The sequence below is a fragment of the Novosphingobium oxfordense genome (genome assembly GCF_044029435.1).
GTDB lineage: Bacteria > Pseudomonadota > Alphaproteobacteria > Sphingomonadales > Sphingomonadaceae > Novosphingobium.
Genome location: NZ_CP147005.1, coordinates 2,927,670 through 2,942,012 on the forward strand (window position 1 = coordinate 2,927,670; position 14,343 = coordinate 2,942,012).

17 protein-coding genes are annotated in these 14,343 nt (G+C 65.7%); 15 read left to right on the forward strand and 2 right to left on the reverse strand.

The genetic code is table 11. The features are described 5' to 3' along the window. Positions 1-167: 167 nt before the first annotated feature. The 13 genes from flgB to WBP07_RS13945 all read left to right on the forward strand — a co-directional run bounded on the left by flgB (position 168) and on the right by WBP07_RS13945 (position 9,948). On the forward strand, positions 168-515 hold the full coding sequence (gene flgB, locus WBP07_RS13885) for a flagellar basal body rod protein FlgB (protein ID WP_395328917.1): 348 nt from the start codon (positions 168-170) through the stop codon (positions 513-515). 2 nt (positions 516-517) lie between these two features. After that, positions 518-943, forward strand: a complete 426-nt coding sequence (gene flgC / locus WBP07_RS13890; RefSeq protein WP_395391885.1) for a flagellar basal body rod protein FlgC — start codon at positions 518-520, stop codon at positions 941-943. Beyond that, a complete protein-coding gene (locus WBP07_RS13895; RefSeq protein WP_395391886.1) occupies positions 940-1,302 on the forward strand; it encodes a flagellar hook capping FlgD N-terminal domain-containing protein in 363 nt (120 codons plus the stop codon). The genes flgC and WBP07_RS13895 overlap by 4 nt, the downstream gene beginning before the upstream one ends. A 25-nt stretch (positions 1,303-1,327) precedes the next feature. Then, on the forward strand, positions 1,328-2,140 hold the full coding sequence (locus WBP07_RS13900; RefSeq protein WP_395391888.1) for a flagellar hook-basal body protein: 813 nt from the start codon (positions 1,328-1,330) through the stop codon (positions 2,138-2,140). A 14-nt stretch (positions 2,141-2,154) separates the two neighbouring features. Continuing rightward, positions 2,155-2,913, forward strand: coding sequence for a flagellar basal body rod protein FlgF (locus WBP07_RS13905; protein ID WP_395391890.1), 759 nt, complete (start codon positions 2,155-2,157; stop codon positions 2,911-2,913). Between the two features lie 13 nt (positions 2,914-2,926). Next, the gene (gene flgG / locus WBP07_RS13910) at positions 2,927-3,715 is read left to right on the forward strand and encodes a flagellar basal-body rod protein FlgG (RefSeq protein WP_395391892.1); all 789 of its coding nucleotides are present in this window, start codon (positions 2,927-2,929) and stop codon (positions 3,713-3,715) included. 2 nt (positions 3,716-3,717) lie between these two features. Next, the gene (locus WBP07_RS13915; RefSeq protein ID WP_395391894.1) at positions 3,718-4,398 is read left to right on the forward strand and encodes a flagellar basal body L-ring protein FlgH; all 681 of its coding nucleotides are present in this window, start codon (positions 3,718-3,720) and stop codon (positions 4,396-4,398) included. A gap of 50 nt (positions 4,399-4,448) precedes the next feature. After that, positions 4,449-5,540 carry a flagellar basal body P-ring protein FlgI gene (locus WBP07_RS13920; protein WP_395395797.1) on the forward strand — a complete coding sequence of 364 codons (1,092 nt, stop codon included), beginning with the start codon at positions 4,449-4,451 and terminating at the stop codon, positions 5,538-5,540. Then, positions 5,537-5,884, forward strand: a complete 348-nt coding sequence (locus WBP07_RS13925; RefSeq protein WP_395391896.1) for a rod-binding protein — start codon at positions 5,537-5,539, stop codon at positions 5,882-5,884. Before WBP07_RS13920 ends, WBP07_RS13925 begins: the two co-directional genes overlap by 4 nt. Before the next feature lie 3 nt (positions 5,885-5,887). Next, a complete protein-coding gene (gene flgK, locus WBP07_RS13930) occupies positions 5,888-7,225 on the forward strand; it encodes a flagellar hook-associated protein FlgK (protein ID WP_395391898.1) in 1,338 nt (445 codons plus the stop codon). A gap of 19 nt (positions 7,226-7,244) precedes the next feature. Beyond that, positions 7,245-8,165 (forward strand): flagellar biosynthesis protein FlgL, encoded by a 921-nt coding sequence (locus WBP07_RS13935; protein WP_395391899.1) that lies wholly within the window; start codon positions 7,245-7,247, stop codon positions 8,163-8,165. Between the two features lie 84 nt (positions 8,166-8,249). Then, positions 8,250-9,113: a flagellar motor stator protein MotA gene (gene motA, locus WBP07_RS13940; protein WP_395391901.1), complete on the forward strand. Its 864-nt coding sequence runs from the start codon at positions 8,250-8,252 to the stop codon at positions 9,111-9,113. Position 9,114: 1 nt separating this feature from the next. Further along, entirely contained in the window at positions 9,115-9,948 is an 834-nt protein-coding gene (locus WBP07_RS13945; RefSeq protein ID WP_395391903.1) for a flagellar motor protein MotB, read from the forward strand. Positions 9,949-10,291: 343 nt separating this feature from the next. On the opposite strand, the gene WBP07_RS13950 is transcribed toward WBP07_RS13945, so the two are convergent. Both WBP07_RS13950 and WBP07_RS13955 read right to left on the reverse strand, forming a co-directional pair. Continuing rightward, positions 10,292-11,353 carry a class I SAM-dependent methyltransferase gene (locus WBP07_RS13950; RefSeq protein ID WP_395391905.1) on the reverse strand — a complete coding sequence of 354 codons (1,062 nt, stop codon included), beginning with the start codon at positions 11,351-11,353 and terminating at the stop codon, positions 10,292-10,294. 166 nt (positions 11,354-11,519) lie between these two features. Further along, the gene (locus WBP07_RS13955) at positions 11,520-12,338 is read right to left on the reverse strand and encodes a flagellin (RefSeq protein ID WP_395391906.1); all 819 of its coding nucleotides are present in this window, start codon (positions 12,336-12,338) and stop codon (positions 11,520-11,522) included. Positions 12,339-12,609: 271 nt separating this feature from the next. Between WBP07_RS13955 and WBP07_RS13960 the strand changes: the two genes are divergently transcribed. After that, a complete protein-coding gene (locus WBP07_RS13960; RefSeq protein ID WP_395391907.1) occupies positions 12,610-13,941 on the forward strand; it encodes a sigma-54 interaction domain-containing protein in 1,332 nt (443 codons plus the stop codon). Next, on the forward strand, positions 13,938-14,339 hold the full coding sequence (gene fliE, locus WBP07_RS13965) for a flagellar hook-basal body complex protein FliE (protein WP_395391909.1): 402 nt from the start codon (positions 13,938-13,940) through the stop codon (positions 14,337-14,339). Before WBP07_RS13960 ends, fliE begins: the two co-directional genes overlap by 4 nt. The last annotated feature ends 4 nt before the right edge of the window (positions 14,340-14,343 follow it).

Genomic DNA, 14,343 nt, shown 5'->3' on the forward strand with positions numbered 1-14,343 from the left:
GGCCGCGATTTGCCGCTTTCCGGCAAGCGATTGCCGCCTGCGCCGCGATCACACCCCCGCCATCCGGCCCGAACCGCGATTGGCACACCCCTTGCTATCCGAAAGCGACAATGCCCGCTCAACCGGGGCCCCTTCAACCGGAGCCCCTTCAACCGGAGCCAAGAACGATGTCGCAAGATCTGTTCGGGATTCACGCCCAGGCGCTGGAGCTTCGCTCCCGCCGGATGGGCCTGATCGCCTCGAACATCGCCAATGCCGCCACGCCCGGATACAAGGCGAAGGACATCGATTTCACCGCCGCGCTCAAATCCGCCGAGCGTGGGGGCAACATCGATGCCGCCGCCGACGATGCCACGCAGTACCGCATCCCCGTCATGCCCTCCCTCGATGGCAACACGGTGGAGATGCAGAACGAGCAGGTGGCCTTTTCCGAGAATGCGGTGGGCTATTCCGCCACGCTTCAGTTCATCAGCGCCCGGGTCAATTCCGTCACCCGCGCACTGAAGGGCGAATGACGATGGCCAGAGATCCCTTGGGCAACCAACAGCCGATGACGATGTTCAGCCTCGCCCAGCGGGCCATGTCGGCACAGCTGGTGCGGATGAACGCGGCCGCATCGAACCTGGCCAATGCCGGTTCGGTCGCGGGTAGCGAGGACGGCACCTACAAGCCGATCCGCCCGGTCTTCGCCACCGATCTGGACCGCGAAAGCGGGCTTGCCTCGGTCGATATCGAAGGCGTGCAGCGCGAACAGGCGGCCGCCGTGCGGCAGCACGATCCCAGCCACCCGCTGGCCGATGCCAACGGCGACGTCTGGGTCGCCCCCGTCGATGAGAACGCCGAGATGGTCGAGATGCTCGAAGCCTCCCGACAGTACCAGAACCTGGTCGAGGCCCTTTCGACCGCCAAGCAGCTCATGCTCGACACTGTGAGGATGAAATGACCGTCAGCAACGTCAACAACACCAGCAGCACCACTACGTCCACCACCAGCAAGACGAAGAGTTCGCTCGCCGATCTCGATCAGGGCGATTTCCTGAAGCTGATGATCACGCAGATGCAGCAGCAGGATCCGTTCAATCCGGTCGACCAGACGCAGATGCTGGCCCAGATGGCGCAGTTCTCCTCGCTCGCGGCGACATCCACGATGTCGGACACGCTCAGCACGATCTCGTCCAAGCTGGATACGCTCGTCTCCGCGCAGACGGCTTCGCAGAACTCGCTGGCCGATCTGGTCAGCGCGGTCACCGGCGCGTCCGGCACCACCGAAACTTCGGACACAACCGGCAGCACCGCCGGCTGATCCCCCTTTTTCGAGGAGCTTTCCCATGTCCTTCTACACTTCGATCACCGGGCTGAAGAACGCCCAGACCGACCTTGACGTCATCGCTCACAACATCGCCAACTCGGAAACCAACGGGTTCAAGAAGAGCACCGCCTCGTTCGCCGACATCGTCTCGGCCTCGGTCCTCACCGATCCCAAGCTGACCGTCGGCATCGGTGCGCGCGTTTCCTCCATCAAGCAGAATTTCGCGCTGGGCCCGACGGAGCAGACCGGATCCGCGCTTGACGTGGCGATCAACGGCGAAGGCTTCTTCACCGTCGTCGATCCCACCTCGGGCCAGACCGAATATACGCGCAACGGTGCCTTCTCGGTCGGCGGCGGCGGGTACATCCTGACCGATCAGGACGCGCGGCTGCAGGTCTTCCCGGTCGATGCCAGCGGCGCGATCAGCTCCACCACGCTGCAGGATGCACAGATTCCTGGGACCAATGCGGCCGGCGCCGAATACGCAGGCGTGACGATCAGCTCCACCGGCCAGGTCGTGGCGACTTATGCCGACGGCACCAACACGACGATCGGCATACTCGCGCTTGCCACGTTCATCGCCCCTACCGGACTGAAGCAGATGGGCGATGCCAGCTGGAAGGCCACCGGCGTTTCCGGCGCGGCCAATTACGGCCAGCCGGGATCGAGCCAGTTCGGTTCGCTGCTCTCGGGCACGCTCGAACGGTCGAACGTCGATCTGGCGGAAGAACTCGTCTCGCTGATCACCGCGCAGCGCGATTTCCAAGCCAATGCCAAGGCAATCGATACCGCCTCGCAGATCTCGCAGACCATCATCAACCTGCGGACCTAAGCGGCGGCTGAACCATGGACCGCCTGATCTATACCGCCGTTTCCGGCCTCAACGCCTCGCTCAACCGGGAGCGCGTGATCGCCAGCAACATGGCCAACACGCACACCACCGGCTTCAAGTCCGAAGTGCTGCAGGCCGCGCCGACGACGCTGGAAGGCCCCCAGCTGGAAGTGCGCGCGCTTTCCAGCAGCGGGGTCATCGGCGCCTCGATGAAGCAGGGGGAGATCGCTCGCACCGGCAATCCGCTGGACGTGGCGCTTCAAGGCCAGTCCCTGCTAGCGGTGCAGGCCAGTGACGGGCAGGAAGTCTACACCCGCCGGGGCGACCTTTCGGTCACTTCGACAGGCGTGCTCCAGAACGGCGACGGCCTGCCGGTGCTGGGCGATGCCGGTCCGATCACGGTGCCGCCGGGCGGCACCGTCACCATCGCCGACGATGGCGGCATCCTGGTGGCCGATCCCACCACCCCGGACGAACCGCCGCAGCGGGTGGACAAGCTGCGGCTGGTCAGCGCCACCGGCAGCCAGATCGCCAAGGACCTTTCCGGCACGTTCCGGGTGGTCACGGCGAATGGCCAGCCCCCCGGCGCCCTGCCGGTGGATGAGAACGCACAGGTAATTCCCGGGGCCCTGGAGCAGTCCAACGTCAACGCATCGGAGGTACTGACCGACATGATCTCGGCCCAGCGCCTGTTCGAGATGCGCACCAAACTGGTCGAGACCGCGCGTCAGGTCGACGAAGGCGGCGTCCGGCTCATGCGCATAGATAGCTGAGGAAACACAAGAAATGCCCAGTTCCGCACTACAGGTCGCCCGTACCGGTCTTGAGGCGCAGGACACGCGCATGCGCGTGATCGCCAACAACCTGGCCAACGTATCGACCACTTCGTTCAAGCGCGACCGCGCCAATTTCGCAACGCTGGCCTATCAGGACGCGCGCGTCGCCGGCGCGCAGTCTTCCAACGAAACGGTCTACGCCACCGGGCTGAACCTCGGCACCGGCGTATCGATCCAGTCCACCTCGCGCATCGACACGCAGGGGACGTTGCAGACCACCAACAACACGTTCGACCTGGCGCTGGACGGGGACGGCTATTTCCAGATCAGCCTGCCCGGCGGCCAGCTGGCCTATACCCGCGCGGGCAATTTCACTCGCTCGTCCGAAGGACAGCTGGTGACCACGCAGGGCTATATCGTCCAGCCGCCGATCACCGTGCCAGAGGGGGCAACCTCGGTCACCGTCTCGCAGGACGGCACCGTCTCCGCGCAACTGGCCGGGCAGTCGGACCCTTCGCAGCTGGGCCAGATCACCGTCGCCAACTTCACCAACCCCTCCGCGCTTCAGGCCGGTGCCGACAACTTCCTGCTGGAAACCGCCGCCAGTGGCCCGGTGCAGCTGGGCATCGCCGGGCAGGACGGGCGCGGGCAGATCCGGCAGGGCATGCTCGAAGCCTCGAACGTCAACGTGGTCGAGGAACTGGTGGACATGATCGAGACGCAGCGCGCTTACGAGATCAATTCCAAGATGATCTCCGCCGTGGACGAGATGCTGCGCAACGCGAACCAGACGTTGTGACGATGGCGACGCGCCCCCTCCTGCTGGCGGCTTCGGCACTGGCGGTCCTTTCCGGCACGCCCGCGCTTGCGAAGAAGCCGCCGAAACCGTCCGGCTTCGAACCGACGCTGCCGGTGCCCCTGCCCGCGCCGGCGCCGGAGGCCCAGCCGACCGGCGGCATCTTCAACGTCTCGCTCGGCTATGCCCCGCTCCACGGTGGCACGCGCGCCGCGCATGTCGGCGATGCGGTGACGATCGTGCTGGTGGAAAGCACCACGGCAGCCAAGACCGTCAGCTCCAAAAGCCAGAAGGGCGGCGGCGCCGCCATCGTGCCGCCCACCAAGGGCCCTCTGTCGTTCCTGAAGGCCGATGCGCTTAATGCCAGCAGTTCCTCGACGTTCAATGGTCAGGGCAATGCGGCGCAGACCAGTACGCTGGTCTCGACCCTTGCCGTCACCATCGCGGAAGTCCGCCCCAACGGCACCGCGCTCGTCAAAGGAGAAAAGAAAATGCTGGTTAGTCAGGGCGACGAATGGATCCGGTTTTCCGGCATCGTCCGCCTCGCCGATATCGACGAGGACAACCAGATCGCCTCGACCCGCGTTGCCGATGCGCAGATCGAATATACCGGCAAGGGCGCGATCATGCGTTCGGGCCGCCAGGGCTGGCTGGGCCAGTTCTTCAACATGATTTCGCCGTTCTGATGCGCAATCGCCAACTTCTGATCCACCGGGTGACCGACGCGATCCTGGGCATGCTGCTGATCGCGATGATCGCGCTGATCGTGTTCCTGGCTCCGGTCCAGGCCCATGCGGAGCGCGTGCGCGATCTGGGCCAGTTCCAGGGCGTGCGCGAGAACCAGCTGACCGGCTACGGCATCGTCGTCGGCCTGCCCGGCACCGGGGACGACAATCTGGAATATACGACGCAGGCGATGAAGGGCGTTTCCGGCCGCATGGGCCTGACGCTGCCGCCCGGCGTCTCGCCCGGCCTGAAGAACGCTTCCGCCGTGATGGTCACGGCCGAACTGCCCGCCTTCGCCAAGCCCGGCCAGCGGATCGACGTGACCGTCTCCGCCATCGGCAAGGCCAAGTCGCTGCGCGGCGGATCGCTGATCATGACGCCGCTCTACGGTGCGGACGGGCAGATCTATGCCATGGCGCAAGGTAACCTTGCAGTCGGCGGTCTGGGCATTTCCGGCAAGGACGGCTCCAACGTCACCGTCAACATCCCCACCGTCGGCCGCATTGCCGAAGGCGCCAGCGTGGAGCGTGCAGTCTCGACCGGGTTCGACAGCAACGCGGTACTCCGCTGGAACCTGTTCGACGCCGATTTCCTCACCGCCGCCCGCGTGCGCGATGCGATCAACAACCGTCTTCCCGGCACTGCCTCGGTAGAGGACGGCGTGACGCTGGCGCTGCACTTGCCGGCAGAGCCCGACACCCGCGCGAGCGTGATGGCCGCGATCGAGATGATCGAGGTCGATCCGGCGGAAACCCCCGCCCGCGTGGTGGTGAACAGCCGCACGGGCACCGTGGTCATCAATTCCGCCGTGCGCCTTGCCCCGGCCGCGATCAGCCACGGCAAGCTGACCGTGCGCGTGGAGGAACGGCCGATGGTGGTCCAGCCCGGACCGTTCAGCCAGGGCCGCACCGCCGTGGAGCAGAACTCCACCCTGGCCGTGGAGGAGGAGAAGCGCGCGGTGATGCTGTTCAAGGGCGGCGCCTCGCTGGCCCGCGTGGTCGATGCGCTGAACCTGCTGGGCGTCACCCCGTCCGACCTCGTGGCGATCCTGGAAGCGCTGAAGCAGGCGGGCGCCCTCAAGGCAGAGATGGTGGTGATATGAGCACGATCGATACCGCCCTTCCCGGCATGACCATCACCCCCGGCGCCACCGATCGGGAAAAGCTGAAGGCCACTGCCAAGCAGTTCGAATCGATGCTGGTGCGCCAGATGCTGGCCGCCGCGCGCAAGACCGACTTCGGCGGGGACAATGTGTTCGGCAGCCAGGCGATGGATACCTTCAACCAGATGCAGGACGAACACTTCGCCGACGTGACGGCCGAAAGCGGCGTGCTGGGCCTGGCCTCCATCCTGGAAGCGCAGATGCAGCGCTTCCTGCCTGCCGACGAAGCTGCCGGAAACGCCGCGAACACCGGCGCCGCCAATCCATCGAAGGGACCTGCCTAAGCCATGGCCTCGAACCTCATCTCGATCGCCAACTCGGGCGCCCGCGCCGCCAAGGCCGCGCTGGACGTTACCGCGCAGAACATCGCCAACGCCTCGTCCGACGGATATGTGCGGCGCAGCGTCTCGCTGTCCGAACTGGCGATCAACTCGGTCAGTTCCTCCCCCACGGCCATCAACCTTGCGGGCGTGCGGATCAACGGGATCACGCGCAATGCGGACATGTTCCGCCAGTCCGAAGTGCGCCGCACCGGGGCCGATGCGGCGCGCGCCGATGCCGAAGTGCAGGGGCTGGAAAACGTCGAGAGCGCGGTGGAGCAGACCGGCGTCTACGATTCCGTCGTCAGCTTCGAAGCTTCGCTGAAGCAGTTGCTGTCCGATCCCACCGATGGATCGCTGCGCGCCTCCGCATTGGAACAGGGCCGCACGTTGGCGCAGACGATGAACACCGCCGCCTCCAGCCTGGACGCCGCCGGGCAAGGCCTGCGGTTCGAGGCGCAGGACGGTGTCGATCAGGTCAACACGCTGTCCACCGAACTGGCGCGCGTTAACCTGCGCCTTGCCCGTTCGTCGGATGCCTCCAGCGACCAGTCCAGCCTGCTGGACCAGCGCGATTCGCTGCTGGAAAAGATCAGCGGCTATGTCGACATCTCCACTACTTTTGGGGACGACGGCACGGTGGAAGTGCGGCTGGGCGGCGCCACCGGCCCCGATCTGGTCAATGGCGGCACCGCTTCCACCCTGGCGGCGAATACCGAAAGCGACGGCACGCTCAGTTTCACGCTGGATGGCAATGCCGCCACGATCTCCTCCGGCTCGGTCGCGGGCAAGAACCAGGCGCTGTCCGAATTGGCCAATGTCCATTCGCAGCTCGATTCCATTGCCTCCGAAGTGATCACCGCGATCAACGGCGCGCAGACCGCCGGGGTGGACCTGAACGGCACGGCCGGGCAGCCCATGTTCTCCGGCACCGATGCGGCCAGCATGTCGCTCTCGCTCACCAGCGGCAGCCAGATCGCCACGGCCCCGGCGGGTGCCGGTGCCAACAGCCGCGATGCTTCCAATCTGGAATCGATGCGCAGCGCGCTCGATGCGGCGGACCCCGCCGGAGACATGGATTCGCTGCTGTTCGGCATTTCCAGCGCCGTCGCCGGCCGCACGGTCACGCGCGATTCGCTCGCATCGATCGCCAGCAACGCCAAAGTCGCGCTGGAAGCGCAGGCGGGCGTCGATCTCGATCAGGAGGCGGTGAACCTCACCCTGTTCCAGCAGGCCTATCAGGCCAATGGCCGGGTGATGCAGGTCGCCTCCGACATCTTCAATTCCATCCTCTCGATCAGCTGATCCGACCGGAGCCTTTCCCATGACTATCGTCTCGACCAGCACCAGCGCCTTTTTCGAGAGGTCGCGCAACGACATGAAGAACTTGCGCACGCAGGCGGAAAACTATCAGTCGCAGATGTCCAGCGGGTTGAAGTTCGACCGGTCGTCGGACAATCCGGTGGCGGCATCGCGCCTGCGCAACCTGTCGCGGCAGGAAGCGCTTTCGGGCATCGACAAGACCAACGCCAGCCGCGCCAACGCCGATCTTTCGCTGGCCGATTCAACGATGTCGGACATGTCGGACGCGCTGATGCAGGTGCAGGACCTGGCCACGCAAGCGGCCAATTCCACGCTTACCGACGATCAGCGCGCCTCGATCGGCACCCAGCTGGACCAGGTCTTCAGCAATCTGCTGGCCCTCGCCAACGCCCGCGATTCCAACGGCCATGCGCTGTTCGGCGGGGCCAGCGCCGGCGATGCCTACTCGCTCGATTCCGCGGGCAACGCGGTCTATGTCGGCACCGCCAGCACGGACAGCCTGCCGCTGGGCGACGGGCAGAGCGTCACCCGTTCGATGACCGGGCCCGAATTCCTGTCCTTCACCAATTCCAGCGGCAACCAGACCGACCTGCTTGCCGTGGTGAAGGGGCTTGCCGATGCCCTGAAGGGCGGCACCGACCCGACCGGCGCCGCATCCGCCGCGCTGACCGACCTCAAGACCGGGCTGGACACGCTGACCACCGGACAGACCGTGGTCGGCACCCGCCTTGCGTGGATCGATGTGGTGGACGACCGGCGCACCAACCTTTCCGAACTGCGCTCCACCGAGGAATCGGACATTGGCGGCGCCGATCCCGCCACCACGATCGCCAATCTTCAGGAAACCATGACGGTTCTGGAAGCGGCGCAATCCACGTTCGGCAAGCTCGCCTCGCTCAGCCTGTTCAACGCGATCAGCTGATCCGCCCAAAACCGGCCGTTCCAGCCTGAGGGGCCACCCTGAGGGAGCAGCGGCCGGTCTTCAACACCACGGGGAGCGTTAACCATGTTTGCAGTGATCGGCGTCGTCATCTTGCTGGTGATGGTGTTCGGCGGCTTCGCGATCACCGGCGGCGCGCTCGGCCCGGTGATGGAGGCGATTCCGCACGAAATGCTCATCATCGGCGGCGCCGCGCTGGGTGCCATCGTCACCGGCAATTCGATGCATGAGATCAAGGCCTTGGGCAAAGGCCTGGGCAAAGTCTTCAAGGGCCCGCGCCATAACAAGCAGGATCATGTGGACGCGATCATCCTGACGGTGCGGCTGATGAAGCTGCTGCGCTCCGAAGGCCCGGTGGCGCTGGAAAGCCATGTGAATGAGCCGCAGAACTCCGCGCTCTTCGCCGAATTCCCCCGCCTGCTGGCCAACGAGGCGCTGGTCCACCTGATCTGCGATACGCTGACCTTGATCGTCGTCTCGTCCGGCACGCTGGAAGTCCACGCAGTGGAGGACGTGATGGACAATTCGATGAAGACCCACTTCCACGAACTGCACGAACCGCAGCACGCGTTCCAGAACCTGGCCGACTCGCTGCCGGCGCTGGGCATCGTCGCCGCCGTGCTGGGCGTGGTGAAGACCATGGGTTCGATCGACAAGCCGCCGTCTATCCTGGGCGGCATGATCGGCTCCGCGCTGGTCGGCACGTTCATGGGCGTGCTGCTGGCTTACGGCATCGTCGGCCCGATGGCCGGACGCATGAAGCAGATCAACGAGCAGGACGAGCAGATTTTCCACGCGGTGAAGCAGGTCATCATCGCCAGTCTGCACGGCTGGCCGCAACCGCTGGTGGTGGAATCGGCACGGTCCGGCCTTGGCCATGCCTTCCGCCCCGGCCTTTCCGAACTGCTCGACGCGATGAGGGGCCGCTGAAGTGGCGACCAAGAAGCCGAAGGAGGCGCCGCGCCCGATCATCGTCAAGAAAGTGACGGTGGTGGAAGCCGGCCACCACGGCGGTGCGTGGAAAGTGGCCTATGCGGACTTCGTGACGGCCATGATGGCCTTCTTCCTGCTGCTGTGGATCGTGGGCGCCACCACCGAAAAGCAGCGCAAGGGCATTGCCGATTACTTCTCCCCCACCCTGGTCAAGACGCGGCAGGGCAGTGCGGGATCGGCGAACGGACTGCTGGGCGGATCCTCGCTGACGGAAAAGGACAACCTGCCCCACGCGGGCGGCACCGGCACCAAGACCATCACCATCCCGCGCGACACCACCGGCGGCAACCGGGAGGGCGGAACCCCGATCAAGCGCACCTCGCTTGCGCGGGAAGCGCTGAACCGCAAGCTGCAATCGACGGCGGAACTGCGCAAGCTGGCCAAGCAGATCCGCATGGTGGACACCACCGAGGGCATCCGCATCGACATGGTGGACGATGCCGACTTCTCCATGTTCCGGCTGGGCACCACGATCCTGACGCCGCAGGCGCAGGAGCTGCTGAAGGCGATTGCGGAGGCGATCGGCAAGGACGGCGGCCCGCTCACCGTGCGCGGCCATACCGACGCGGTGCCCTATCGCGACGGCGTGCCGGGCAACAACTGGTCCCTTTCCGCCGGCCGCGCCGAGGCGACCCGCCAGCAGTTGATCGGCGACGGCGTGCCGGACGATCGCTTCAAGCGGATCGAGGGCGTTGCGGACAAGGAACTGCTGATCCCGCAGGATCCGCATGACCCGAGGAACCGCCGGATTTCGATCACGATCGCGAATTAGGGACGAGCTTTGTTCTCACGAGCCGTCAGGTTCCGGCGCGATGCTATGCGGCGAGAACTTCGGAAACCGCCAACCGACGTAAAGACCTGAACGTCAGTCCCTAAACTTCGTCGCCCCGCGAAGCCGGGGGCCCCGCTTCCTTTGCAGAGCGTTGCGCAGGCCCACCCCGCTGCGGCTAGGCTCGCCTGCGGCTCACCAAGCCTCGCGGCCCTCCCGCTTGCGGGAGGGCGGAATTATGGCTCGCTCGGTCCGTTGCCCTGTTTCCCCCTCCCGCAAGCGGGAGGGGCAGCGAGACTCGCAAGTCCTGGTCGCAGCGGGGTGAGCCAGCGCAACCCCGCGACAATCAAGCCGCCTCCAACACCATGTTGAACGGCCCCTCCGTGGCCCGGCGCACGAAGGTAAACCCAGCCTCCCGCATGATCGCCGACAGCCGCGCCTCACCGGCCTGCGCGCCCAGCCCCTCACCCACTTCCTGATCGAGCGAGGTCGGCACGCAGATCATGGTGGAGGCATTGTAGTACAGCCGCCCGACCGGGTTGAAGTTCTGCCCCGGCGCGTCCCCGGCAACCGGCTCCACCACCATCCACCGTCCGTGCGGCGCCAGCATCTGCCGGATATGCGCCGCGCAGCCGCGCGGATCGCCCATGTCGTGCAGGCAATCGTACATCGTCACCAGATCGAAACCGTCCTCGTCGATGGCCTTGGCGGGGGAGACTTCGAACCGTACGCGCTCGCCCAGTCCATGCGCCTCGGCATGGCGGCGGGCTTCCTTGATCGAAGGTTCGTGGAAATCGTATCCGATGAACAGGCTCTCGGGGTAGGCTTCCGCCATCAGCATCGTCGAAAAGCCCACGCCGCAGCCGACATCGGCCACTTTCGCCCCCTTGCGTAGCTTCGCCTCCATGCCGTCCAGCGCAGGGATCCAGTTCTGGACGATATTGTTGACGTAGCCGGGACGGAAGAACGCGCCCGTCGCGCAGAACAGGCATCCCGCATGGTCGCCCCAGCGCACCCCGCTGCCGTCGTGGAAGCATTGCTCCACCCGCCCCTCGGCCTCGATCATCGCCGCCACCAGTTCGTAGGCCCCGGCGAGGTAGACCGGGCTGTCCGGCACCACGAAGACCATCGCCTGCTCGGGCGAAAGGCTGAAGGTGCCGGCGGCGGGATCGTAGTCCACATAGCCATTGGCCGCCTGCGCCAGCGCCCATTCGCGGACGTAGCGGGCATGGAGGCCACCCGCACGCGCCGCCAGTTGCTCCGCCGTCGCCGGGCCTTGCGCCAGGGCGGTGAACAGCCCCAGCCGCAGCCCGATCCGCACCGTGGGCACGCTCATCGCGCCGCCCAGATCGCCCAGCATCTTGCCGATGAACGCGTGAAGCTTCGCTTCGTCGATATGATCTGACATCGCGGATCCCCTCTCACCGAGTCGCTATCGTCGTGGATCGCCCCTTGCGGCGGAGAATACCATGAGAGGCCCGGGAGCGGAGACGCAAAAACGGGCCCGGCGGCTGGGGAAAGCCCGCCGGGCCCGCATGGCCGCCCCAAGGGCGCGGCCGTTTGCGCGTCAGGTCTTAACGCAGGAGCGACAGCACGTTCTGCTGGCTCTGGTTGGCCTGCGCGATCATTGCGGTCGACGCCTGGCTCAGGATCTGGGCCTTGGCCATCGCCGTGGTTTCCGTCGAATAATCGGCATCCTCGATCCGCGAACGTGCATCCGACAGGTTCGTCACGTTGTTGGTCAGGTTGTTGATCGCCGATTCGAGGCGGTTCTGCCCGGCACCCAGCGAGGCGCGGGTGGAGTTCACGTCCGCCAGGGCAAGGTCGACGCTATCGATGGTGTCCGAAGCCTTCGCAGACGTCGAAACGTCCAGCGCCGTGCCCAGGTTGGCACCGTCGATCACGTTCGAGGTCAGCGTGACCTTCTCGCCCGAGTTCGAGCCGGTCTGGATGTCGAACGTGACGTCCGAGCCCGAGGTCGAGAACAGCGTGTTGCCGTTGAACTTGGTCTGCGTCAGCACGTCGCTGATCTGGCTGGTCAGCGCGGTCACTTCCGACTGCATCGCATCGCGGTCGCTGTCCTGATAGGTGCCCGAAGACGACTGCACGGCCAGTTCGCGAACGCGCTGGAGCATGTTGGTCACTTCGTCCAGGCTGCCTTCCGCGGTCTGGGCCAGCGAGATGCCGTCGTTGGCGTTGCGGATGCCCTGGCTCATGCCGCGCACCTGCGAGGTCATGGACGTGGCGATCGCAAGGCCGGCGGCATCGTCCTTGGCGGAGTTGATTCGCTTGCCGGTCGAAAGACGCTCCATCGCGGTGCCGAGCATCTTGTTGGCGGAGTTCGATGCATTTGCGGCGCGGATGGCGCTGATATTGGTATTGATCACAGACATGTAATTGCTCCCGTAGGGTATCCCGAGTTCCGAACGGCGGAAACCGGCGCATCCGGCCCAACCGTCGGCAGCTAGACCGGCAATGGCCCGGCAAAATTAAGCCGCCCCCTTGCCGGAATGTTGCCGGAAGGCCCTTCGAACACGCTGAAACGGGCGGCCTGAAACGGCCAAACTAGGTGTCGCTACGGGGACTTAAATTTTCGAAGGATTCGCCGTTTGGACGGCATACGCCCCCTTGGAAGAAGATTAATTCCATGGGGTACATCGAGACATGGTCGAAGAAATTTTCGACACCGAATTTGAACGTCGTCACGGTCCGCTGGTGCGCCGTGCGACGGCCATCGCCGGGTCCCTGCTCCAGCCGGGATCGGTCGTGCTGCGCGATGCCGCAAGCAAACCGCAGGGCGCCGAAAGCAAAGAGCAGGGCAAAGAAGGGCCCACGGCCGCTCGGGTGGTGCATCTGGCGCGCGGGAACGTTCCGGCCCTTTCGCGCGCGGCCAACGGATCGGTGGCGGTGACATACGCCGATCCGGTGAGCGAAGGCTCGCTGGCGATGGTGCTGGCGGCGCTGTCCGGCGCGGATTCGCCGATTGCGGCCGATCCGGCCAGCCTGGCGGTCTTCGCCCTGGCCGACCGGCTGGCGGCCAGCGACATTCCCGTGCTGATCAACGGGCCCACCGGCACCGGCAAGGAAGTGCTCAGCCGCTTCATCCATGCCCGCTCTGCCCGGAACCGGGGCCCGTTCATCGCGGTCAACTGCGCGGCGATGCCCGAAACGATGCTGGAAGCGCTGCTGTTCGGCCACCAGAAGGGCGCCTTCACCGGGGCCACGCAGGCCAGCGAAGGCTTCATGCGCGCGGCCGACGGCGGCACCCTGCTGCTGGACGAGATTGCCGAACTGCCGTTGACGCTGCAGGCCAAGCTACTGCGCGCGCTGCAGGAGCAGGAGGTCGTTCCCATCGGATCGACCAAGCCGATCAAGGTGGACATCCGGGTGATCGCCTGCGCCAACCGCGACCTGCCGACCGAAGTGGCCGAGGGCCGCTTCCGCGCCGACCTCTACTACCGGCTAAACGTCTTCCCGCTGACGCTCGACTCGCTGCGCGAACGGCCGGACGACATTGCCCCGCTCGCTTTCGCGATGGCCATGCGCCATGCGCCCGATCCGGCGCGCGTGCCCTGCCTTTCCGACAGCGCGATCGCCATGCTCAAGCTGCACGCCTGGCCGGGCAACGTGCGCGAGCTGGAAAACGTGATGCGCCGCGCACTGCTGCTGGCACACGGAAAGCCCACGATCACGCCCGAACACATCGTGTTCGACAGCCCGGCACGGCTGATCACGCCGGTTGTTCCGGGAATGGCGCCGGCAGCAGCCCATGGGGCGCACGATCACGACGATCACGAAGGCCCGCGCCGGCTTTCCAGCATCGTCCAGATTTCCGAAGCGCGCGCCATCGTCGAAACGCTGGAAGCCTGCGGCGGCAGCCGGGTGCGCGCGGCGCGCGAGCTGGGCATTTCGGAGCGCACCTTGCGGTACCGCCTCGCCTCGCTGCGTGAAGCCGGGATCGAGATCGGCCGCCATGCCGTGGGAGCCTTCCGATGAGCGCGATCTCCGGCATCGTCGGCGCCTCCAACGGGGGTGGCGGCATCCAGCAGATCATGGCCATGCGCCAGCAGATCATCGATCGCAGCGACCTGCTGAAGCAGATCCATTCCACCCAGGCGTCCACGCAGTCCTCCGCCCTGACGACGACGGACACCACCGGCGCCCAGCCGCCCGCGCAAGGCTTCGCGGATTCGCTGAAGACCGCGCTCGACAGCGTCAATTCGGTGCAGAACAACGCCGAAAGCGTGACCGATGCCTACCAGAAGGGCGAAGTGACCGACGTCGCCAAAGTCATGCTGGCGCGGCAGGAGGCGGGCGTCGCCTTCGAAGCCACGCTGCAGGTCCGCAACAAGCTGCTGTCCGCCTATCAGGACATCATGCGGATGGGGCTCTGATAGA